Origin of the sequence: Sphingobacterium wenxiniae, from assembly GCF_900116225.1 — a bacterium.
Lineage (GTDB): Bacteria > Bacteroidota > Bacteroidia > Sphingobacteriales > Sphingobacteriaceae > Sphingobacterium > Sphingobacterium wenxiniae.
Genome location: NZ_FOZZ01000005.1, coordinates 165,797 through 189,529, shown reverse-complemented (window position 1 = coordinate 189,529; position 23,733 = coordinate 165,797). Strand labels below are relative to the sequence as shown.

The window sequence follows — 23,733 nt, the reverse complement described above, 5'->3', positions numbered from 1 at the left end:
AGAGATTTTATAATGAGAAATTTTACAAAATATGTGGCAATGGGCTTGTTGGGCGTTACAATAGCCTCATGTTCTACTGTTCCGTTGTCCGGAAGAAAGCAATTATCACTTGTGAGTGATGATCAGATACAAGATCAGGCAGCAACTGCCTATAAGGAGTTTTTGAATTCGCCGAATACGAAGGTCGTTACCGGCACTTCTGATGCAGCATTGGTGAAGAAGGTTGGAAACCGTATTGCAGCTGCAGTTAACCAGTATTTGTCTAGCCAAGGCTTGGCAAATCAATATAATTTCAACTGGGAATTTAATTTAGTGCAGAGCTCTGATGTGAATGCTTGGTGTATGCCAGGTGGTAAAGTAGCCGTTTATACCGGAATACTACCATTTACAGCAAATGAAGATGGACTTGCTACAGTAATGGGACATGAGATTGCCCACGCTATTGCACGTCACTCTATGGAACAGATGTCTAATCAATATGCCATGCAAGTTGGAGCGCAGGTATTGGGAGTAGCTACCTCAGGGAAAAGTTCGATTTTTCAAGGTGTAGTCAATAATGCTTATGGTATTGGCGGACAACTAGCCTTGTTGAAATATTCACGTGGCAATGAGTCTGAAGCGGATCAGTTAGGGTTAATGTTCATGGCTATGGCAGGATATAATCCGCAACATGCAGTTTCGTTCTGGGAGCGTATGGCTTCTGCGAAAGCGGCAAGCTCTACACCAGAATTCTTGAGCACGCACCCAAGTGATGCTAGAAGAATTAACGATATACAGAAGCTGATCCCTCAGGCGATGCAGTATTATAAAAAGTAATCAGTGGTTGATTAGTAGGGGGGACTATTCTTTTACCGATATATGTAAGAAGAGCTAATGGAGATTCATCCATTAGCTCTTTCTTTTATTGAAATAGTTTTCAATTTCCGATAAAGAGAAAGCATTCAAGCATTTTTCCGCACTTAAACCACCTTTTCGGGCAACGTAAATTCCGTATTGCATATCAGCCAAACCTTCTGTTCGGTGAGCATCTGGATTGATGGAAAGTAGTACACCTTTGTCCAAAGCGTAGCGATGCCACCTCCAGTCCAGATCTAAGCGAAGTGGATTCGCATTGATTTCTATAACAACTTGATTGGCTGCACAGGCATCAATTACTTTTCTGTAGTCTATAGGATAGCCTTCCCGGCTTAATAGCAACCGTCCGGTCGGATGGCCGAGTATAGTCGTGTAGGGATTTTCGATAGCAGTAATGAGGCGTTGCGTTGCTTTTTCTTCGTCCATTTTCAGATTGCTGTGTATAGAAGCGACCACAAAATCAAATTTTGCCAATACCTCATTAGGGTAGTCCAATGAGCCATCACCTAAGATGTCCGATTCGATACCTTTAAAAATCCTGAAGGGCGCCAGTTCTGAATTCAACCTGTCGATTTCTTCCCATTGTTGCTGTAGTCTGTCGATGGTCAGCCCATTCGCATAGACAGCAGTTTTGGAGTGATCGCATATTCCCAGATAGCTTAGTCCCATCTTTTCCTTGCAGTGGCGAGCCATCTGCTCTAGGCTGTGCACGCCATCACTGTATGTGGAGTGGTTGTGCAAGGTGCCTTTAAGGTCATCGAAAGTGATGAGTTTTGGCAGCTTATGTGCTTTTGCCAGGTCGATTTCATCCAGCCCCTCGCGAAGTTCAGGTTCTATAAAATCCAAGCCTAATTGCTTGTAGATTGCTTCTTCGGAATCCAGTGAAGGGAGAGGGGAGGATATATCCAGCAATTGCTGGATATGTGTTTCCGAACCGGTTGATTGTAAAAGTTTCAATGCGAAATCTTCTACGCTGCTATACAGAATTTGATATTTTACACCTGTTTCATCGGTTGCGAATAGTGAATTTTCCAATTGATCAGTTACGGTGTAAGTACTGTTGTCGTTTAGAAAGTTGATCAATTCCGCGTTGTTTGCTGTGGTTATAATGCCAATGGCATTAATAATCTCAACCTTGCGCCTAAAATCGCCGGTAAATGAAAATCGGGCCGCCGGAAAAGCTTTGCTGAGGTCGGCAAATGCCTGTTCTGCCAAAGGTTTTACTTTGGCATATAGGAATCTTCCTTGGTTACTGATAGAAAATTCTATGGATTTCTTGATATCTTCCTGCGTTTTCAGGCCAAAGCCTTTCGCTTCGATAAGTCTGTTTTCGTTGCAAGCATATAGAAGCTCTCCTACAGACTCGATTCCCAAATCGTTCCAGATGATCTGGATTTTCTTAGGCCCTAAACCTTTGATGCCAAGCATGTCCAATATACCCCTCGGTGTCTTTTCGAGGAGCGTATCAAGTTCAGGTAAGCTCCCGCTTTCTATCAAAGTCCTAATTTTTTCGGCAGTGCTTTTGCCGACACCTTGTTGTTCGCTTAATTGTTCCATGCTGGCTTGTGCGGCAGCAAAAGGGAGTTTGTCAATTTTGAAAGATGCCGAAGCTACAGCCTTGGTGCGAAAAGGATTTTGGTTATGCAGCTCCATGAGCTGGCTAAGAAGCTTGAAAGTTTTGGCTATCGCTTTATTTTCCATGTTGCATTAGGGTAAGAGGATCAAGAGTAAAGAAGAAAGAGCAAAGAAACAAGAATCAAGAAGAACAACGTCAATCTTGACTCTTTCTTCTTTGCTCTTTCTTGTACTCAAAAGTACGAAGATAGAATTAAAAGTCTTCAATCCCTGTTCATTTATCCTTTTTCCATAAAAAATTATTGCAGGGCACCCTTGATTTTAATGGACAATCCATTGTTCTCATTTACAAGATGTAATTGACAGGCTAAACGGCTTTCGTCATCTGCATCAGGCAAAGTATCCAACATATCCAATTCTTGATCGCTAGGCTCGGGTAAATGCTCGCCTCCTTCCTTGATTTGTACATGGCAGGTTGCACATAATGCCATTCCGCCGCAAGTTGCCAAGATTTCATAATCCGAAGCTTTGAGTATCTCCATGAGACTAAGGTTAACATCCGTAGGTACTTCTACGTCCTGTATAGTGCCATTGCGGTCCTCTATCGCTATAGTGATGATATTGCTGTCCATAATTAAAAAGCATTAACCCCGTTCACTGTGGTATATTTAAAACTTAGTTTCTGGTCGGGATAAACATAACGGAATGCACTTTGGCACATCAACGCAGCTTCATGGTATCCGCAAAGGATCAGTTTGAGCTTTCCGGGGTAAGTGTTGATATCACCAATAGCATAGATACGTTCGATATTGGTAGAATAATCGAAAGTGTTGACTTCTATGGCATTTTTGTCAATGTTCAATCCCCAGTCTGCGATCGGCCCCAATTTTGGACTTAGACCGTACAAAGGGATGAAATAATCGGTCGCTACCACTAGCCCTTCTTTTTGCTTGTTGGTCAATTGCACGCTATCCAGTTTTCCGTTCCCTTGTAGAGCTACGAGATTGTGAGAGAGCAATAAGTTGATTTTACCCGCCTTAGCCATTTCGTAAACTTTGTCCGCCGAATCGGGGGCGCCGCGAAAGGAATCGCTGCGGTGTACCAGAGTGACCTGTTTGGCAATGTCCGCTAGGTAAATTGTCCAGTCCAATGCGGAATCACCTCCGCCCGCGATCAGAATGGTTTTGTCTCGGAATTTCTCTGGGTTCCTAACCATGTAATGTACGTATTCATCTTCGTATTTTGCAAGGTTGGCAAGCTCTGGTTTACGAGGCTCAAAGCATCCTAATCCGCCAGCAATAACGACAACTTGGCAATGGATAACTGTCCCTTCTGAACCAATGACGTGGTAGGAACCATCGGCTTGTTTTTCCAAAGCTTCCACACGTTCGCCTAAGGTAAAGGTCGGCTTAAATGGGGCAATCTGTTCCATTTGTCGGTCAATTAATTCTTGGGCTTGGATAGAAGGATAGCCCGGGATATCGTAAATGGGTTTGTGAGGATAAATCTCAGAAAGCTGCCCGCCGACCTGCGGTAATACATCTATCAGATGGCAGCGCATTTTTAATAAACCGGCTTCAAATACGGCAAATAGTCCCACCGGACCAGCGCCAATAATGCATATATCTGTCGTTATCATATTCGTTTAAGCGTTTATTTGTTTTACTATTTGATTTGAACATCTATAAGTTTATCAAAAGCCTTATAGATGTATCTATTTAATTTTCCTTTTCCAGATTGCTATAGATGGTGTTCAGAATTCTAACAAAGTGCTCAAAATCTTCCTCCGATAGATTTTCCCAAGCTTTCATACGCACTTCCGCTACCAATGGGCTGAGATTGTCAACTTTGATTTTTCCCTCATCCGTAAGTTGTAACTGCAGGGCTCGTCGATCTGTGGGGTGTTCCACACGGCGTACAAGTCCTTTTTTTATTAAGATATCCATAATGCGTGTGAGCGTTGGTTGATCTTTGCCTGACAGTTCTGCAAGTTCTTTGTGTGTCATAGGATTCTCTTGAAAAAGAATTTTGATGATAGACCATTGATCGATGGTGATATCAAAATCTCTTTGGGCAAAAGAGACTTGGGCATACTGCTTGACTTTCCGCGCCGTTCGATCCAGAATGAAAGAATATTGACTAAATTTTTCTTTTTGCATAGCAATTATTAGTGTGACAACTAAATTAAGCAAAGTATTTGACAACTACAAAAAAAGCTTGAGGTCTATAGGCTCAAGCTTTTTTTGTTACCCGTGTATCCATTTAAATTTATACTCTTTTTCGGGTACTTTAATGCGGTCAGCAAGGCGTGTCAAGCGATCTGGTAATTTCATCAGGTAATCGCGGGCTTTTTCGCCTTTGTCGTTAAGATGAGAAACCTTATCAATGTTCCATTCTTCGTTCAAGGTTTTCAAGATGTCGACATAATCTAAAGCTGTGTAAACCTCCAAACGCTGTGCTGCATCGGAGAAGTGGGCAAAAGCTTCACCTTGTGGCTCACCCGCTTCACGAAGAAAATGGGCTGGCATGACTATCTTTTTACGCATCATGTCCTCAAAGGCCAGCATCACTTCACTGGGATCGACTTCTATGGCATGCGAAATAAAAGACATGTATGCTTTGGCGTGGCGAGCTTCGTCGGCAGCAATAACACCACACATTTTAGCCAATAACTTATCACCTGATTTTTTGGATATACCAGCTACGCGTCTGTGTGAGACATTCGTAGCTAATTCCTGAAAGGAGGTGTAAATAAAATTTCTATAGGGGTCAGCCCCTGTTCCGATGTCAAAACCATCCTGGATAAGGTATTGTGTAGATATCTCAAATTGGCGCATATCCACACGCCCTGAAAGATAAAGGTATTTGTTGAGCAGATCGCCGTGACGGTTTTCTTCCGCGGTCCATGCACGAACCCATTTCATCCAGCCACCCTGTTCGTTCTTCTCCACATCTTCGACCATGGTTAACCAAGATTCGTAAGTGGGAAGAGCTTCCTCCGTAACTGTGTCGCCGATTAAAACAGCCACCAAATCATAAGGCAATTCCTTGGCACTTTCCTGCAATTCTCTGACTTCCTCGAAAAAAGTGCTACGGGAGGCATCGGGCAGGAAATCTGCCGGCTGCCACATCTCTTCTACAGGTTTGAGGTATTCGCTCATCTCATTTAACATGAACGGTTCCAAATACGTCATCACCTCTTTGCGAGAGCCTTCGGGGATATTTAATGGTAATTCCTGCATATCTCTAACAAATATAACGAATTAACGAGAAATCCAAATGTATATTTTTCTGAAAAAGTGAGGATAACGATAGTGAGAGTGATGATGAAAATCAAAAAGAATACAAAGGTTTGACCTATTTTCCTAACGAATTGTAGTAACTTTGTGGTTTATTACAAGCATATTTAAGACATTGAAGACTTTCGATATACAAAAAATTCGGGCAGACTTTCCCATCCTGAAACGTGAGGTTAATAATAAGCCTTTGGTGTATCTGGATAATGGGGCGACTACTCAAAAACCTAAAGCCGTAATTGATGCTATTGTTGATTATTATACTGCGATGAACAGCAATGTGCATCGTGGGGTGCATTATTTAAGCCAGATATCTACGGATGCCTTTGAAGTGGCGCGTCGTAAAGTACAGGGGTTCATCAATGCTGAACATGAGCATGAGGTTATCGTTACTAAAGGAACGACAGAGTCTATAAACATTGTGGCGTCCTGCTACGGTCGAGCTTTTATCGGTGAAGGGGATGAAATCATTATATCAGCCATGGAACACCATTCGAATATCGTGCCTTGGCAGATGTTATGTGATGAGAAAGGCTGTAAGTTGCGTGTGATTCCAATGAATGATGCGGGAGAACTGGATATAGAGGCTTATAAAGCGCTATTCTCTGAACGTACAAAATTGGTCTCGTTTACTTATGTTTCCAATGCGTTGGGAACAATTAATCCTGTGCGAGAGATGATTGCTATCGCGCATGAACACCAAGTGCCTGTATTGATTGATGGTGCGCAAGCTGTACAGCATATCGCAGTAGATGTACAGGAGTTGGATGTTGATTTCTTTGTTTTTTCTGGGCATAAGATGTATGGCCCTACCGGAGTAGGGATACTTTATGGAAAGGAGTCTTTGCTGAACGCAATGCCACCTTACCAAGGTGGTGGCGATATGATTAAGGAAGTGACTTTCGAAAAGACGACTTATAATGAACTGCCTTTTAAATTTGAGGCCGGTACACCAAATATCGAGGCCGGGATATGCCTAACGGCAGCGATTGACTACATCGAGGAGATTGGTCTTGATGCAATTAAGGCTTATGAAGATGAATTGCTGGCTTATGCGACAGATGAGTTAGCGAAGGTAGAGGGTGTCCGTTTTATTGGGACGGCTTCGCATAAATCGTCGGTGATTTCTTTCATCGTGGATGGTATTCATCCTTATGATATAGGTGTTATCTTGGATAAATTGGGTATTGCGGTTCGTACAGGACATCATTGCGCACAACCTGTTATGGACCGTTTTGGGATACCGGGAACCGTTCGTGCAAGTCTGGCAATGTACAATACCACAGAGGACATTGATAACTTAGTGCAAGGTTTGAAACGTGCGGTACAGATGTTAAAGTAACCTCATCTGTGCAATCCTGACAGAGCTTGCGAGCTCATTGAAGATAATTATAAAAATAATCTGTGTAATCACGAACAATAATGACAATAAACGAAATACAAGACGAACTTATAGAGGACTTTGCTTTTTATCAGGACTGGATGGAAAAATATGAGTATATTATCCAGTTAGGAAAGGAAGTGCCTCTGATTGACGAAGCTTACAAAACAGACCAATATATTATCAAAGGTTGTCAATCCAAAGTGTGGTTATATCCAGAATTGCATGATGGTAAAATAATTTTTACAGCAGATAGTGATGCAATAATTACCAAAGGATTAGTCAGTCTGATGGTTAAAGTACTTTCCGGTCATACACCAGAAGAGATTGCTAAAGCAGATCTTTATTTTATCGACCAAATAGGTTTAAAGGATCACCTTTCACCTACACGGGCAAACGGCTTACTTTCCATGGTGAAGCAGATGAAGCTGTATGCTTTGGCTTTACAGGCTAAAGGGTAGGATAAACATGTAAAGATATGTTTAACGGAACAAAATATAGGATGTGGGGTAAGCTGAAAGCTTGTCTCACATTTTTATTTTATATCGTTTGCTCTTGTCTGGCTTATGGGCAATATAAAGGCTCATCGGTTACTGTGGGAAGTACGTATGGCTGGGATATGGTTCATGCTAAAACCGCAGATAAGACCAATTCCCTGTATGGTGTCCAAGTACAATATGCAAGAGGATTGTCGCATATTGATGAAGAATGGATCAAGACGTTAAATGCCAAGTATTTTGCTGCGAATCTCCTCTGGACGGATATGCAAAGCATGCATGAAAAGGTAGGGGAGAATTGGTATAATCATGGACATGCGATAGGTTTGTCCGCTGGGGTAGGTTTTCAACTGTATCAAATCGGTTTGGTAGGTTTTTTCTTAAAACCCGAAGTCGGACTCACCTATATCACAAAAAATATTAAGACGCAACCGGAAACCTCTACTGTAGGAAGTGCTGTGAACATATCATTAGGTGCTCAATTGGGAATAGATATTCCTCTTCGGGAAGATTGGGGTATTACGACTGATGTTGGGGTACTTCATTATTCCAATGGCGGTGCCAGCATCCCTAATGGTGGGATTAATGCATTTCGGGCTTCTTTAGGACTGAGGAAATCTTTCGGGACTGCACCAGACCAAAATGCAGGTGTCGTTACTGGGCGAAAGAAAGCTCCTTTTAAGCATTTGGAGGGAGGTCATGCGGAATTGATGGTGGGTTTAGGCGTGCGGGGAAAATACAGGTCTTCAGATAAAAAACTTTACCGTTCCGGGATATTTACAGGTTATAGCTATTTTGTTAATCCAGCTATAGCGGTGAAAGCAGGGGCGGATATGGTGTATTACTATACGATTTATGATGCGGAGCGTCATGAGGAAACTTTCCAATATTTCGGCTCTTCTTATGAGCGCGTACGTGTAGGATTGAGCGGTGGCTTGGATATCGCCATGGGGCGCTTTGTCGCCAATGGTATGGTGGGACGCTACTTGTATTACAAGAGCTACTATGAGGACATCCGTTGGTATTGGACGACTGGATTACGGTATTATATTACGACTCGAATTGGTGTGCAGAGCACCTTGTATATGCACCGTATGCAAGCGGATTTTATCAATTGGGGGCTTGCTTTCAAGATGTGATTTCATAATCTGGTATCCCTCTTTTATAACCTAAGGTGCGTGGCCTTTATCTTTTCTCCGAAAAATATTTCTGCTTTTGCTTCGAAGTCAGCGGCATCATCCGTTGTCAAAAATTGCATATTGCCGCTTCTGGAACATAGCTCTTCGACTTCTGTATGCCGTTGGAGGTAATGTTGTAAGCTTTCAGCGATGAGCTTGCCTTGTGATAAAACGTTGATATGGGCAGGAACGGATGCCTGAATGACAGGAGCCAAAAGCGGATAATGTGTACAAGCCAATACAATACAATCTATTTCCGGACTTTGCTGTAAAAGAGCTTCAATGTCTTTTTGAACGATATAAGCCGTGGCAGGCGTATCGATTTGGTTGTTTTCCACCAAAGGTACCCATAGAGGGCAGGCATGTTGGAATACCTCAATTTCCGGATAGAATTTTTGTATCTCAATTTTGTAAGATTCCGAAAGTACAGTGCCTTGGGTGGCTAAAATTCCTACCTTCTGTGACGATGTATATTGCTGTATAGATTCTGTGGTAGGTCGAATAACACCCAACACTTTTTTTCCTGCAGGCAAATCATTTTGTTGGATAGTCCGTAAAGCTTTTGCGGAAGCAGTATTGCAGGCGAGAATCACCAGATTACAGCCTAAGTCAAAAAGCTTGAAAACACATTCTTTGGTAAACTGATAGACCGTATCGAATGAGCGTGTTCCATAAGGGACACGGGCATTATCGCCAAGGTATATGTAATCGTACTGCGGTAGCTTGTTTTTGATCTCCCGAAAGACGGTCAACCCACCAAATCCGGAATCAAAAATACCTATAGGACCTATCTCTTGCATATAAATAATAAAGCGTTGGCAGATTACTCTGCCAACGCTTTACGTATAGCTGAATAATCTATATTACTTCAGCAAAGATGGTTTTTCTTTGTAAGTTTTCCAAAGGAGTTCACCGAATAAAGTATTTGTCCATGCGAACCAATGTCTTGTGAATTTTTTCGGATCGTCTTTGTGGAAAGATTCGTGCATAAAACCTGTGTCACCATGTGTTTTGCGCAAGGTTTCGATACAAGTTTGGATTTCATTTTCATCAGTCGAGGTAAACGCCCGCATGATAATAGCCATCGGCCAGATCATATCGCGCCCGATGTGTGGGCCCCCAATGCCTTCTGCTGCTGTTCCCTTAAAGAAAAATGGATTTTTTTCCGATAGAATGAATTTACGTGTACGTTGATACACTTCATCGTTTACATCTACTGCACCTAAATAAGGCAAGGCAAGCAAGGACGGCACGTTGGCATCATCCATCATCATGTAGCTTCCAAATCCATCGACCTCGAAAGCATAAACGCGCCCGTGCTCTGGGTGGTTTACGATACCATAACGGTTTACGGCTTCCTCCACCTCATTCGCCAGATTTTCCATTCGGGTTGCCAGGTCGGTGTTGTTTTTCACCTTGCGCAGAATCTCAGCGGATTGGCGTAAGCTGGTCACCGCAAAAAGGTTTGACGGGATTAAAAACAGGAAGATCGTACAGTCATCCGAAGGACGGAATGCCGAACAAATAAGTCCTACGGGGTTGACAGGATAACCTAAGCCATCAACTTGCAGAGTATCAGTACCACGGTTTGTTGTCCGGGAGAACACGTAAGGGCTGTTACCATCTTTGCGCTGTTGTTCAACAAATGTCTTATAAATATTTTCCTGTGCTTTTACCCACTCCTCGTCAAAAGCTGTAGCATCGTTAGTCTCTTTCCAGTAATGGTAAGCCAAGCGAATAGGATAACAAAGCGAATCGATTTCCCATTTGCGTTCGTGGATACCTGGTTTCATTTGCGTATGATCTGAAAACCATTCTCCTTTTTTTGTGGGGTCATTGTAGAAAGCGTTCGCGTAAGGGTCGATATTGATACACTGCGATTGTTTGTTGATAAGCCCTAAAATCAAATCCTGCAGCTTACGGTCTTTTTTCATAAACTGTAAGTACGGCCATACCTGCGCGCTACTATCCCGTAGCCACATGGCATCAATATCTCCGGTAATGACATAGGTCAGCTTTTTGGCTGCAGTTGATTCATCGTATACTGTGGTGTCCAATGTGTTTGGGAAACAGTTGTTGAAGAGCCAACCCAACTCTTTATTTGCCACATTTTTTTGAAATTCTTTGATAGCGTCCTCAATTACAGCGCTTGAAAAATGTCTCTGGTCCGCGGAAACACGTACAGTAGGGAAGGTATCGAAGCTTTCGGCAAAAGAGAATTTGCTCGCCATTACACCCGCACCTAAAGCTGCCGCATTTTGAAGAAATGTTCTACGTTTCATGATATATCGATAATATATGTATTGCTTAATTTATAATTCCCGAAAGATAAGAAAAAAAATAGAAAAGGATGTTTAGGTTTTTAGCGTTCAGAATTTTTCAAAGTTTCAGATGCTGAAGAATACAATACGATACTTCACGATTCCCCGATATTATTGTAGCTTTGCACAGAAAATAATTAGGAATGAAATTTGCTATTCCTGAGGTTTAGCATAATTATATATGATATGAAGTTTAGCTATCTGTCGCTACTTTCTGTGTTTTTGTTAACAGTTGTTTCTGTCGAAGCACAGGTGAAAAACCAGACTTATTCTTTTCAACATACTCAAAAGTATAGCAATATACTATACTCCCCAAATACTCGCTTGCATACCGCTTCGAAACCTTACCTGTTTAAGGGGGATTTGCTGAACCGAATGGATTCATTACAAAGTGCCAATCAGGTGGATTCAGAAAATTTGTTTATGCGTAAGATTTTTAACGAGCATCTGGTTGAAGTGAATAAAGAAGATCATACTTTCTTTCTGGATTTTATGCCGGATTTTGTGATAGGGAAGGATCTTATAGATGAGAATAAACCAACAACGTGGTTGAATACAAGAGGATTCCAGGTAGGGCTTACTATAAAGGATAAATTTACTTTTCATGCGAATGCATATGAGAACCAGGCATTGTTTCCACAATACCTGACGGATTATATCGACCGTAATAACGTTGTTCCAGGACAGGGTACAGTAAAACATCAATCTAATAATAAGAAAGATTGGATGTATGCCACTGCAAGTCTGACTTACGATTTTAGTGATTATTTCCAGACAACGCTGGCTTACGATAAAAATCATATTGGTGATGGGTACCGCTCTTTATTGTTGTCGGACTTTTCTTCCAATTATGCTCATTTGAAATTAACAGGTAAAATCGGCAATGTGCAATATACTTCGATATGGGCATATATGAATGACCCTAAAAATCCTCGGATAGACTCGTTGGATTCAGGAGGACGTTTTGGCGATGGTATTAAATGGGGGGCTTTTCAATATTTGGATTACAATGCTACTAATCGTCTGTCTATCGGCTTTTTTCAAGCTGTAGTCTGGGCGAATCGTAATCAGGCCGGACATCGGGGCTTTGACTTCAATTATATCAGTCCAGTAATTTTCCTGCGTCCAGTCGAATCTAATAATTCCACTTCGCCAGATAAAATGTTTCTGGGCTTGAATGCCAAGTATAAAGTATTGAATAATATAACTACTTATGGTCAATTTCTATTGGGAGAATTTACAGCTAAAGAATTTTTTGGTGGAAATGGATATGGACACAATAAATGGGGTGCACAAGTTGGTATACGCGGATTTGACATGTTTAAGGTGAAAGACCTAAACTTCTTATTGGAATATAATGTGGTGCGTCCATATACATATCAACATTTCGTTTCTATATCCAACTATAGTAACCATGGGGAGCCTCTGGCACATCCTCGTGGAGCGAACTTTAAAGAGCTGTTAGGGATTGCCAATTATTCATGGAAACGTTTTGATTTTTCAGTGCAAGGCGTGTATAGCCGTTATGGCACAGATCCTGCGGATGGAACAAATATGGGAGGGGATATTTTTCAATCGTATCAAACAATGCCTAACGTATATGGTAATTACATTGGACAAGGGGTAAAAAATGAACTGTTTTATGCTGATGCAAAAGCAGCCTATGTGTTGAACCCAAAATATAACCTGCGTTTTGAAGTAGGATACACACAACGTTATAACAGGACTGAAAATGTAGCAACCCAAAAATCCGGGGTGATTTCCATCGGTTTGCGCTCATCGTTCCGTAATTTTTATGGAGATATATAGAGGGTAGTAGAGAGGAAAGAGAAAAGAAGAAAGAATAAGGAGTGGAGAAGAAAGACATTGGTTGAATTATTCAATGCATGATATTGTGAAATTCTTTGTTACATTTACATAGATTATGAAAAAGATTTTAATATTGAATGGCCCGAATCTCAACCTGTTAGGTGTTCGGGAGAAGAGCATATACGGGAGCCAAGATTTCTTGTCTTATTTTGAGGAGTTGAAAAAGGAGTTTTCAGCTGTTGAATTGCATTATTTCCAAAGTAACCATGAGGGAGCACTTATCGACAAGATACACGAAGTCGGTTTTTCCTTTGATGGTATTGTGTTCAATGCCGGAGCGTATACGCATACTTCTGTTGCGCTTGGAGATGCTATTGCAGCGGTTACTACATCGGTGATTGAAGTACATATTTCCAATGTGCATAAACGTGAAGCTTTTCGACACCATTCTTATCTGGCACAAAATTGTGTCGGGGTGATCTGTGGGTTTGGTTTGAATAGTTATAGACTCGGCGTTCAGAGTTTTCTATAACTAATCTTTATAAAGAAGAAACGGCGACCAAATTTGGTCGCCGTTTCTTCTTTATTTTTTCGTTTCCTTGGTCTTCCGTAAGGCAAGGAACAAGCCTCCCAACATAAAAGGAATACTCAAAAGCTGCCCCATATTGAATTTCATATTATCTTCAAAAGCTTCTTGGTTTTCTTTGAAGAACTCAATGAAGAAGCGTGTGCCGAACAATAGAATGAGGAATATGCCAAATAGTAAACCAGGTTTTGGTTTTGCATTTTTCTGATACATCGCCCATAGAATAATGAAGATGAGTACATAGCATATTGCTTCGTATAATTGTGCCGGATGTCGTGCAATCATGTCTACTTTCTCAAATACTACTGCCCAAGGCAACCCTTCAGGAGCTGGCAAGCCGATGATTTCTGAGTTGAAAAAATTTCCCAGACGTACAAAAGCACCTGCTAAAGGAATGACAATGACTAAGCGGTCAGTAATCCACATAAAATCCGTTTTTGTTTTCCTGGAGAAGAGCAATAATGCGATTAAAATACCGATTGCGCCTCCATGGCTAGCCAGGCCTTGGAACCCGGTCAATTCCCAACTTCCGTTTACTTGTCGAAAAGGGAGGATCATTTCCAGCGGATGCTTGATATAATAATCAAATTCGTAGAATAGGCAATGCCCAAGACGCGCACCGATGAGGGTGCCCAAGAATATATAAATGCTCAACTGATCCAACAGCTCTTGGGGTTTTCCTTCTCTTATGAAGATTTTAAGCATCAAGACATAAGAGCAGGCGAAAGCTGCAAGGAAACACAAGGCATAATAGCGTAATCCGAAAGACCCGATTTCAAAGATAACGGGGTCTGCATTCCAGTGAATAGCGTTAAATAGTGTATACATATGGTATATATTGTGCGGTAAAGATAAGGTTATCCTTTAAAAATTCAATAATGCGTCAAATATCTTACGCGAATACAACGAAATTTATAACTTTGAGAGAATGAAGATTCAAGAATAAAGGTCAAAAAATAATATATGGCAAATAAGAAAGACAAAGGAGAAAAAGCACATGTGCCTGTAGTGACGAAAAAGTCACTTGGTTTTTTTGAAAAATATATCAATAATCCGTCGCCTACGGGCTTCGAATGGGAAGGGCAACGTCTGTGGTTAGACTATCTGAAGCCGTATGTAGATGAGACGTATATTGATAATTATGGTACAGCTGTGGGGATTATTAACCCGAAAGCAGAGTATAAGGTTGTTATAGAAGCTCATGCGGATGAGATCTCCTGGTTTGTAAATTATATCACGAAAGATGGTCTAATCTATGTTATCCGTAATGGTGGCTCGGACCATCAAATAGCACCTTCGAAACGTGTAAATATTCATACAGATAAAGGAGTTGTCAAGGCTGTGTTTGGCTGGCCCGCTATCCATACGCGTTCGGGTGAAAAGGAGGAGACTCCATCTTTGAAAAATATCTTTTTGGATTGCGGAGCGACATCCAAGGAAGAAGTGGAAGCGCTAGGTATCCATGTCGGTTGTGTGGTGACTTATGAAGATGAATTCATGGTGCTGAATGATCGCTATTATGTTGGACGGGCATTGGACAACCGTGCGGGAGGATTTATGATTGCTGAAGTAGCACGCCTTCTGAAGGAAAATAAGAAGAAACTACCTTTTGGTTTATATATCGTAAACTCGGTACAAGAGGAAATTGGACTGAAGGGAGCAGAGATGATAGCTGATTATATCAAGCCGAATCTAGCTATCGTAACCGATGTAACGCATGATACCCAAACACCCATGATCAATAAGGTGACCCAAGGGGATTTAGCGTGTGGGAAAGGTCCTGTGCTATCCTATGCACCGGCTGTTCAAATTAACTTTAATAAGCTTTTGGTCGATGTTGCTCAAAAACAGGAAATCCCATTCCAACGTCAAGCTTCTTCTCGATTCACTGGAACTGATACCGATGCCTTTGCTTATTCGAATGGAGGGGTACCTTCGGTGTTGATTTCATTGCCGTTGCGCTATATGCATACCACTGTGGAGATGATACACAAAGAAGATGTGGACAATGTTATCCGTTTGATTTACGAGGCGCTCTTGCGTATCGAATCTGGACAGGATTTCCGTACGTTTGTAAAATAAGGCGGCAGTGGTGAAAGTGGTTATGATTAATTTTTTACTTTTTACCTTTTAATTTTTACTTTAAAATGGATGTTAATTTTATGGATTTGAAAAACAATAACGAAACAGTGGATAATAACAATGAGCTGAGCATTGAGCTAAGCGAGGAAATTGCAGAGGGGATATACAGTAATCTGGCAATCATTACGCATTCTAATTCTGAATTTGTCGTGGATTTTATCCGAATCATGCCAGGTATTCCTAAAGCAAAAGTAAAATCACGGATTGTATTGACTCCGGAACATGCGAAGCGTTTGTTGGGAGCATTACAGGATAACGTTAACCGTTATGAAGCACATAATGGTCCGATAAAAACGAACGAGACTGCCATGCCACTAAACTTTGGTGGCCCTACAGGCGAAGCCTAGTTTTTTTTCAGTCCACGGTCCAAACCGTGGACTGAAAACCATTTAAAGGTATGATTGTTGTATAAACGATTGATCAGTTAAACAATTAAACGCTTAAACAGTTAAACTTTAAATGGATATACACGTTCGAAATCTAACCGTAGAAGATTACAAAGACCTTAGAAAATCCATGGCGAAAGCTTATGGAGATGATGCCGGAGATGTATGGACCCGGGAGAATATCGAGGACCTGATTACCATCTTTCCTGATGGGCAATTGTGTGTGGAACTCAATGGGCGAGTAGTAGCCTGTGCATTGTCCTTAATTATAGATTCCAAGAAAACCAATCTTTACAAGAAATATTACGAAATCATCGATGACGGTAAGTTTACGACACATGATGATGAAGGGGATACGCTATATGGTATCGAAGTCTTTGTGCATCCTGACCATCGATCGTTGCGTTTAGGACGTAGGCTTTACGATGCTCGTAAAGAGTTGTGTGAGGCTATGAATCTAAAAGGTATCGTGGCGGGAGGGCGTATCCCGAATTATCACCATTATGCGGATAAAATGGCGCCACGGACTTATATTGAGAAGGTTCGGCGGAAAGAGATTTTCGATCCGACATTGACTTTCCAACTGTCCAACGATTTCCATGTGAAGAAAATCCTTAAGAATTATTTGCCGGAGGACAAGGAGTCTAATGAATATGCGACGCTTTTGGAGTGGAATAATATTTATTATGAACCGGATGCCAAGGCTGCCTCAGCTAGCAAGCAGACGATACGTTTGGGCTTAGTGCAGTGGCAGATGCGTCTGTTCAAAGATGTACAGGATTTCTACGATCAGGTAGAGTTTTTTGTCGATGCGGTGAGCGACTATGGGACAGATTTTATTCTGTTTCCGGAGTTTTTCAATACACCATTGATGAGTCCTTACAACGAATTGCCGGAACGGGCAGCGATGGAAAAACTTTCGGAACTAACCCAGGAAATTATCGAAAAAATGCAGGAGCTGGCAGTAACCTATAACGTTAATATTATCGCGGGTTCTATGCCTATCATGGAATATAAAAAACTGTATAATGCTTCCTATCTCTGTCATCGAAGTGGTAAATTGGATGTGCATAAGAAGATCCATATCACACCCAATGAATTTAAGTATTATGGGATGGTCGGGGGAAATGAGATTAAGGTTTTTGATACGGACTGTGGTAGAGTCGGTTTATTGATTTGCTATGATGTGGAATTTCCAGAAGTGGGACGTATTATGGCTGACCAAGGGATGCAACTTCTTTTTGTCCCTTTCATGACCGATACGCAGAATGGATATATGCGCGTGCGAGCCTGTGCGCAAGCCCGCGCTATTGAAAATGAGTGTTATGTCGCCATTGCGGGCTGTGTAGGTAACCTTCCGCGTGTGAATAATATGGATATACAATATTCGCAATCGGCTGTTTTCACACCTTCGGATTTTGCTTTTCCCAATAATGGCATCAAAGCTGAAGCCACTCCCAATACAGAAATGGTACTGATTGCAGACGTGGACTTATACGCTCTACGTGACTTACATGAATATGGTACCGTCAAGATTTTAAAAGATAGACGACAAGATCTGTATGAAGTAAGATTGAAAGAATGATGTAGGAGCAATTTTTTAGTTCAAGGTTCAAAGTTTAAGGTTCTTTTCTAAACCTCAAACTTTGAACCTTAAACTTTTATGAATCAACTATACCGGCGACACCATCTGCATTAAAATTGCGGTAAGCCAACCTGCGTACGTGCCGATCGCATAGCTGAATACAGAAAGGATAACGCCTACTGAAATCAGCGATGGGTGGAAGGCTGCCGAGGTTACGGTAGCGGAAGCAACGCCCCCCACATTGGACATGCTTCCCACTGCAAAATAAAAAAACGGAGCTTTGATAATCTTTGCCATGATAAATAGAAGAGTAGCATGAAATGATATCCAAAGGAATCCTACAAAGAATAGACCTGGGTTTTCTAATATAGCTAAGACGTCCATCTGCATGCCAATGGTGACTATAAGCATGTAGAGAAGTGTTGTTGCAATTTTAGAAGCGCCTGCATTCTCCAACTTTCGGGCAGGAGTAAAAGAAAGTATGACACCAAAAATAGTTGCTATCAGGATAATCCAAAAGAAGCTGTTGGTCAAAGATAATTTTTCCAGTTCAGGATGATTATTACTCATGTATTGAGCAACAGGTTCAGCAAGGAGCGCAGCTAATCCTGTCCCTCCCATAGCGAGGGCGAGCATTAATATGAAATCTTTGGTTTCCGGAATTCGGCTGTTGGCTTTGACTTTTGCGTCCATTCGTCTCATCAAAGCGTCAACATCCGAAGCATCAGCCTTAAAAAATGCATTCATTTTTTTTACCTTACTGGCACCATACAACAATAACGCCATCCAGATATAGGCAACAAAAGCATCCACAGCAATAATAGAAGAGAATAACTTAGGAGAAGGTTGCAAGATTTCTCTGAGTGCTACCTGATTGGCGCTACCACCAATCCACGAGCCCGACAAAGTACCTAACCCACGCCATACTTCATCAGGACCCGCACCACCGACGACCTGTGGGGCGACAAGCGATGTGACCCAGACAGCAAATGGCCCCCCAAGTATGATACCAACGGTTCCAGTGGCAAACATCAGTCCTGCCCGCTTACGGAGATTCCACATCTCTTTGAGATCCAAGTTAAGTGTAAACAGGATTAAACAGGCTGGTAGAAAATAGCGGCTTCCGATTCCTGTCAAGGGTGAATTTTCTCCATCAATGATATTGGCAGAATTTAATATCCCTGGAATGAAATAGCAAAGAAGAAGTGGTGGAATGATAGCATAGAACTTCTGAAAATATTTATTCGTTAAATTAGAGGTATAGAATACCAATCCCAAAACGATCATCAATAACCCAAATACGGCCGCTTGATTGCTGATTAATGGGGTAGCTTCTTCTATTCCGTGTTGCATAATGTTCAGTTTATTATTAATTTGGAAGTGAAATTAGATATTATATCCCGATTTGCAAGTGTTTATTTGTGATTCGTGCATAAAAATGCAAAATAAAGGCAACTTAAACTAAAAATGACAACAAATAGAAGAGAATTTTTGAAGAGTAGTGGAATGATACTGGGAGCTGCTGCCTTGAGTAACAATATTTTTGCAGAAGAAGCAGGACAGAAAAATAAAGTGTTGAAAGTCGGGTTGATTGGCTGTGGGGGGCGGGGAACAGGAGCTATTTTTCAAGCACTGGATGCCGACCCAGATGTGCAAGTGACAGCTTTGGCAGATATTTTTGAGGATAATTTGCAAGAAACCCTAACAGCTTTGAAGGCAAAATATGGTGACCGCATTGCTGTCAATGAGAAAACGTCTTTTATTGGGTTTGATGCCTATGAGCGGTTGATTAAATCCAAGGTAGATGTGGTTTTATTATGTGCACCACCCAACTTTAGGCCTGCACACTTGGCGTTAGCTATTCAGGAAGGTAAGCATGTGTTCTGCGAAAAACCGGTTGCTGTAGACATACCAGGAATCCATCAGGTCGAGGAGGCCATTCAGCTGGCAAAGTCAAAGAACCTCTGTGTGGTCAGTGGATTTTGTTTTCGTTATTCTTTCCCTAACCGGGAGATTGTATCGCGCATCCACAATGGTGATATTGGTGATATTAAGTCTATCACTACTTTTAGGTATGGTGGTGAACTGACCTATAAAGAAAGACAGCCTCAATGGAGTGATCTGGTGTACCAATTGCGTAATTGGTTTTATTATCAACGCTATGGAGGAGATATGATTGTAGAACAGACAGTCCATAGCATTGATTATATGTCTTGGCTCTTACATAATGAACTCCCTGTACAAGTGACGGCAACTGGTGGTCGCCAGAGTAGACCGTGGAATGCACTTGGGAATGTATTTGATCATTTTGCCGTAGAGTATCAGTATCGCGATGGATTGAAAGGCATGCATTTCGGAAGACAGCAAAATGGTACAACGAATCGTAATACGGTAGAAGTGATGGGAACAAAGGGCTATGCTGACGTCGCTATCAATAGTAAGTATGAATTGTTTGGTGAACATCCTTGGAAGAATACGGAAAGGTTGAACAATATGTACCAAACGCAGCATGACGAGTTGTTCAAAGCTATTCGTGCGAAAGAACCCTTAATAGATGACTATATGGCCAAGTCTACACTATTGGCTATTTGGGGACGACTTTCAGCTTATTCAGGAAGAGCTATTTCGTATGACGAGGTTATTAATTCCAAAGAAGTGTTGGGGCCGGCAGCAGAAGACTACCATTGGAATATGACGGCAGATGAGTTAGCTATTGCCAGACCGGGACATTATAAGTTTGTTTAACTGTTAATTGGTTATGGCTTAGTTGGTTAAGTGTTTAACTTACCACTGACTACTGTCCACTTACTATTAAATAACTACTGATTTGAAAATAAAAATTTTAGTTGTAGGGTGTGGTAATATGGGAGCATCCCATGCTACAGCCTATCATTTGTCTCCGGAATTTGAAATCATTGGGCTTGTTTCTCGGGGAGAAAGCAAGGTAAAGCTTAATGAGTCATTAGGGACAGATTATGCGCTGTTTGATGATTTTGATATTGCATTGACAACGACAAATCCAGATGCGGTATGTATCTCGACATATCCTGATACACATGAAGAATACGCCGTTAAATCTTTTGAAGCAGGGGCACATGTGTTCATAGAAAAACCGCTAGCAGATACGGTGATCGGTGCACAGCGCGTAATTGATGCGGCGGTCAAAGCGAATAAGAAGCTCGTGGTAGGCTATATCCTTCGACATCATCCTTCATGGATGAAATTCATCGAAGTAGGAAAGACTTTGGGAACGCCTTTGGTGTTTCGGATGAATTTGAACCAGCAAAGCCATGGCTATATGTGGGACGTACATCGCAACCTCATGAAGAGCTTAAGTCCTATTGTAGACTGTGGGGTGCACTACATTGATGTGATGTGTCAGATGACAGAAGCGAAACCTGTGCAGGTGACAGCCATTGGAGCTCGATTAACGAACGATATTCCTACTGATAATTATAATTACGGACAACTGCAGATACGTTTTGCCGACGGTTCTGTAGGTTGGTATGAAGCAGGTTGGGGGCCGATGATTTCTGAAACTGCGTTTTTTGTTAAGGATGTAATAGGGCCGAAAGGCTCAGCGTCTATCGTGGCGAAGGAAGCCAGTGGGACAGGAAAGTCTGATTCCGTAGAAGCGCACACTCAAACCGAATCTATTCGTGTACACTATGCAGATATTGACGCTAAGAATGCGTTTACCAGACCGGATGAATGGCTAGACCTTCAGGATGAACCTAATCATCAGGAACTGTGCAATCGTGAACAAGCTTTTTTTCTTAAAGCTATACACGAAAATATCGATCTTTCTAAATCCATGCAAGATGCGCTAAACAGCTTAAAAATAGCGCTTGCTTGTGATGAGTCCGTGAAAACCGGACAAGTGGTTTTTCTGTAATTTTTCTTGAGTCTACCTAAAAAGGTTCGCAAACAGAAACATCATCGTCATTGCGAGGAAACGAAGCAATCTGATGATGTTTCGGTTTTTAGAAAACCCTAAAAAAATTATAGAACCTTGAATTCTGTTCTGCGGTTTAACCTTTTGCCTTCTTCGGTATTGTTATCTGCTATAGGAGCAGTCTGTCCGTAACCCTTTGTCGTGATGCGATTATATTCAATTCCGTTTTGATAGAGGAAATGCTGTACAGACTTGGCTCTGTTTTCCGAAAGGGTTTGGTTGGCCTCTGCTTTTCCGGTATTGTCCGTATGTCCGCTAATTTCAATACATATCTGAGGGTTCATCTTCAAGAAGTACACCAACATTTTCAAGTCGATGGTAGATTCGGGTAAGAGGTCAAATTTATTAACGGCAAAATAAATATTGTTTAATGTGCCGGTAGCGCCTTTTTCGATGCGCTTCAATAAAATTTCAGATTCAAATCGTTCATCGGCATGGCTACTGTCCTTTAAAAGATAAGTCTGGGACTCAAAAAGATAGCCTTCCCTCTGTATATGTACAGCATAGTCACTCCCCAAAGGTAGGGTTGCAAGGAAACCACCATCTATATAATCGCTTCGATCTTCGAATATAATTTTGTCGGATAGGATTTCCGTGACCTGTATACGAGCTTCCAACGGTTCCCGGTTTTGTGCATCCATAATTTTTCCATGTATATAGGCAACGGTCTTAGGACGCGTGTTATCCGGTAACGCAAAGGTATAAATGTCCTGTTGTCCCAGGCTGTCTTGGGAGGCTAAGTGGCCGATTCTGCCATTCATACTTACATGGAGTGCCATCTGATCACGAAAATTATTAATGGTGCTACCTAAGTTTTGGGGTTCGCTCCAGTTTCCCATACTGTCTTGTTGGCTTTTGAAGATATCTTTGCGCCCAAAGCCCGGCCATCCGTTTGAGGCAAAGTATAGGGTTTGGTTGTCTGCATGTATATATGGTGCACTTTCATCAAAGGGGGTATTGATGTTCGGGCCAAGGTTCTGGGCTACACCCCAAGTGCCATCATCTTTTAAAACACTTTTATAGATGTCATAACCACCTATGCCACCATTTCGATTGCTAACAAAATAGAGCGTTTTGCCATCTGCGGAGATAGCAGGTTGCGATTCCCAGCCTCGTGTGTTGATGGGGGATCCCAAATTGTGGGGTGCTCCCCATAAGCCGTTTTCCTGCTTGGAGACGTATATATCGCAGCTGCCTAATCCATTGGGCCAGTTGCAACCCGTAAAGAATAGGTATTTCCCGTCGGGAGAGATACAATGTGCTCCTTCATTAAAATTTTCAGAATTGATGTCGCCCATAAGTTTTTGAGCTTCTGTCCATTGACCATTTATGAGTGTGCTTTCATAAAAATTTTCCTGATTTTTTGTTTTTCTTGTAAAGATAATGGTCTTATTGTCGGCAGTGAGTTTTGGGAAATACTCATCATCTACCGTATTAATCTGCGGGCCAAGTTTGTTTAAGGAATAAGGAATACCATGATTGACGTTTGCTAGACTAAAGGCACAATCGGCTAAATATTTATTGACTAACTGTCGGCTTTTCTCGGATAAATTAGCATTGCCATATTTTTTTAAGTGCTCTTCTGCTAAGGCATATTGTCCGGTAAACAGTAAGGATTCTCCTAACCCGAAATGCGTTAAAGGGGTTAAGCTGGGATCATTACTCAATACCTGTTGGTAAGGATATATAGCTTTTTCATATTGTTCGTTTTTACGATAGATGTCACCTAGCTGTTGAAAGGCCGTGGCAAAATGCTGGTCGTGTGATACAGCCTCAAGTAACAATTGCTCAGCTTTTTCATGTTGTTGGAGCCGAAGTGCTTTGTTAGCCTCCAGAAATGCCGATTGCGCCTTTTTGTTAGCAGAAGGCTTCTGTGCAATAGCCTGAAACGACATAAAGCAGATAATAAAAATCAAAACCTTTGGACTTACCATAATTAGAGAGCCTGTTCGCTAGACAAAGATATTGTTATTTTGATTAATTGTTTTAATTGATTAATCGTTTAGGTGGTTGATTGATTAATTAACTGTTGAAGTATTGCCACTCGTACTCGTTTGAGTAGAGCGGTAACGAGTATGAGGTAAGACATCCTCGTTTGAAACGAAGACGAGAGTAGAGTATAACGTATGAACATCTTCGTTTCAAACGAAGACAAGTGATTAATTAT

At 41.5% G+C, this 23,733-nt stretch carries 21 protein-coding genes; 11 read left to right on the top strand and 10 right to left on the bottom strand.

The window, feature by feature from the left end; all coding sequences use genetic code 11:
* The first annotated feature begins 12 nt into the window (after nt 1-12).
* Nucleotides 13-816 (top strand): M48 family metallopeptidase, encoded by an 804-nt coding sequence (locus tag BM375_RS08640; protein WP_093365268.1) that lies wholly within the window; start codon nt 13-15, stop codon nt 814-816.
* 72 nt (nt 817-888) lie between these two features.
* On the opposite strand, the gene BM375_RS08635 is transcribed toward BM375_RS08640, so the two are convergent.
* The 5 genes from BM375_RS08635 to BM375_RS08615 form a co-directional block, all read right to left on the bottom strand.
* Nucleotides 889-2,556, bottom strand: a complete 1,668-nt coding sequence (locus BM375_RS08635) for a DNA polymerase/3'-5' exonuclease PolX (protein ID WP_093365266.1) — start codon at nt 2,554-2,556, stop codon at nt 889-891.
* A gap of 173 nt (nt 2,557-2,729) precedes the next feature.
* Nucleotides 2,730-3,062, bottom strand: coding sequence for a 2Fe-2S iron-sulfur cluster-binding protein (locus BM375_RS08630; protein ID WP_093365265.1), 333 nt, complete (start codon nt 3,060-3,062; stop codon nt 2,730-2,732).
* Nucleotides 3,063-3,064: 2 nt separating this feature from the next.
* The gene (locus tag BM375_RS08625; protein ID WP_093365264.1) at nt 3,065-4,069 is read right to left on the bottom strand and encodes an NAD(P)/FAD-dependent oxidoreductase; all 1,005 of its coding nucleotides are present in this window, start codon (nt 4,067-4,069) and stop codon (nt 3,065-3,067) included.
* A gap of 79 nt (nt 4,070-4,148) precedes the next feature.
* Nucleotides 4,149-4,589, bottom strand: coding sequence for a MarR family winged helix-turn-helix transcriptional regulator (locus BM375_RS08620; protein WP_093365262.1), 441 nt, complete (start codon nt 4,587-4,589; stop codon nt 4,149-4,151).
* Nucleotides 4,590-4,676: 87 nt separating this feature from the next.
* Nucleotides 4,677-5,672 carry an acyl-ACP desaturase gene (locus tag BM375_RS08615; protein ID WP_093365261.1) on the bottom strand — a complete coding sequence of 332 codons (996 nt, stop codon included), beginning with the start codon at nt 5,670-5,672 and terminating at the stop codon, nt 4,677-4,679.
* Nucleotides 5,673-5,844: 172 nt separating this feature from the next.
* Between BM375_RS08615 and BM375_RS08610 the strand changes: the two genes are divergently transcribed.
* The 3 genes from BM375_RS08610 to BM375_RS08600 all read left to right on the top strand — a co-directional run bounded on the left by BM375_RS08610 (nt 5,845) and on the right by BM375_RS08600 (nt 8,743).
* Complete coding sequence (locus tag BM375_RS08610) at nt 5,845-7,068, top strand: cysteine desulfurase (protein WP_093365259.1); 1,224 nt, start codon at nt 5,845-5,847, stop codon at nt 7,066-7,068.
* Nucleotides 7,069-7,148: 80 nt separating this feature from the next.
* A complete protein-coding gene (locus BM375_RS08605) occupies nt 7,149-7,568 on the top strand; it encodes a SufE family protein (protein ID WP_093365257.1) in 420 nt (139 codons plus the stop codon).
* Between the two features lie 17 nt (nt 7,569-7,585).
* Nucleotides 7,586-8,743, top strand: coding sequence for an acyloxyacyl hydrolase (locus BM375_RS08600; RefSeq protein ID WP_093365255.1), 1,158 nt, complete (start codon nt 7,586-7,588; stop codon nt 8,741-8,743).
* A gap of 23 nt (nt 8,744-8,766) precedes the next feature.
* Here the strand turns inward: BM375_RS08600 and murI are convergent, their stop codons facing one another.
* On the bottom strand, nt 8,767-9,582 hold the full coding sequence (gene murI / locus BM375_RS08595) for a glutamate racemase (RefSeq protein ID WP_093365254.1): 816 nt from the start codon (nt 9,580-9,582) through the stop codon (nt 8,767-8,769).
* A 63-nt stretch (nt 9,583-9,645) separates the two neighbouring features.
* Entirely contained in the window at nt 9,646-11,064 is a 1,419-nt protein-coding gene (locus BM375_RS08590) for a glycoside hydrolase family 125 protein (protein ID WP_093365253.1), read from the bottom strand.
* Nucleotides 11,065-11,289: 225 nt separating this feature from the next.
* Between BM375_RS08590 and BM375_RS08585 the strand changes: the two genes are divergently transcribed.
* Entirely contained in the window at nt 11,290-12,912 is a 1,623-nt protein-coding gene (locus BM375_RS08585; RefSeq protein ID WP_244525858.1) for a gliding motility protein RemB, read from the top strand.
* A 115-nt stretch (nt 12,913-13,027) separates the two neighbouring features.
* Complete coding sequence (gene aroQ, locus BM375_RS08580; protein ID WP_093365251.1) at nt 13,028-13,444, top strand: type II 3-dehydroquinate dehydratase; 417 nt, start codon at nt 13,028-13,030, stop codon at nt 13,442-13,444.
* Nucleotides 13,445-13,495: 51 nt separating this feature from the next.
* Here the strand turns inward: aroQ and lgt are convergent, their stop codons facing one another.
* On the bottom strand, nt 13,496-14,326 hold the full coding sequence (gene lgt / locus BM375_RS08575) for a prolipoprotein diacylglyceryl transferase (protein ID WP_093365249.1): 831 nt from the start codon (nt 14,324-14,326) through the stop codon (nt 13,496-13,498).
* A gap of 135 nt (nt 14,327-14,461) precedes the next feature.
* Between lgt and BM375_RS08570 the strand changes: the two genes are divergently transcribed.
* From BM375_RS08570 to BM375_RS08560, 3 genes are all read left to right on the top strand, one after another.
* The gene (locus tag BM375_RS08570) at nt 14,462-15,580 is read left to right on the top strand and encodes a M42 family metallopeptidase (RefSeq protein WP_093365247.1); all 1,119 of its coding nucleotides are present in this window, start codon (nt 14,462-14,464) and stop codon (nt 15,578-15,580) included.
* 80 nt (nt 15,581-15,660) lie between these two features.
* Entirely contained in the window at nt 15,661-15,987 is a 327-nt protein-coding gene (locus BM375_RS08565; protein WP_170852629.1) for a DUF3467 domain-containing protein, read from the top strand.
* Between the two features lie 112 nt (nt 15,988-16,099).
* Nucleotides 16,100-17,611, top strand: coding sequence for a bifunctional GNAT family N-acetyltransferase/carbon-nitrogen hydrolase family protein (locus BM375_RS08560; RefSeq protein ID WP_093365245.1), 1,512 nt, complete (start codon nt 16,100-16,102; stop codon nt 17,609-17,611).
* An 87-nt stretch (nt 17,612-17,698) separates the two neighbouring features.
* On the opposite strand, the gene BM375_RS08555 is transcribed toward BM375_RS08560, so the two are convergent.
* Complete coding sequence (locus BM375_RS08555; RefSeq protein ID WP_212611654.1) at nt 17,699-18,964, bottom strand: DUF819 family protein; 1,266 nt, start codon at nt 18,962-18,964, stop codon at nt 17,699-17,701.
* Nucleotides 18,965-19,078: 114 nt separating this feature from the next.
* On the opposite strand from BM375_RS08555, the gene BM375_RS08550 reads away from it, so the two are divergent.
* Nucleotides 19,079-20,356 carry a Gfo/Idh/MocA family protein gene (locus BM375_RS08550; RefSeq protein WP_093365243.1) on the top strand — a complete coding sequence of 426 codons (1,278 nt, stop codon included), beginning with the start codon at nt 19,079-19,081 and terminating at the stop codon, nt 20,354-20,356.
* A gap of 82 nt (nt 20,357-20,438) precedes the next feature.
* Entirely contained in the window at nt 20,439-21,506 is a 1,068-nt protein-coding gene (locus BM375_RS08545) for a Gfo/Idh/MocA family protein (protein ID WP_244525857.1), read from the top strand.
* Nucleotides 21,507-21,613: 107 nt separating this feature from the next.
* Here BM375_RS08545 and BM375_RS08540 read toward each other — a convergent pair whose 3' ends face one another.
* Entirely contained in the window at nt 21,614-23,461 is a 1,848-nt protein-coding gene (locus BM375_RS08540) for an OmpA family protein (RefSeq protein WP_244525856.1), read from the bottom strand.
* Nucleotides 23,462-23,733: the final 272 nt, after the last annotated feature.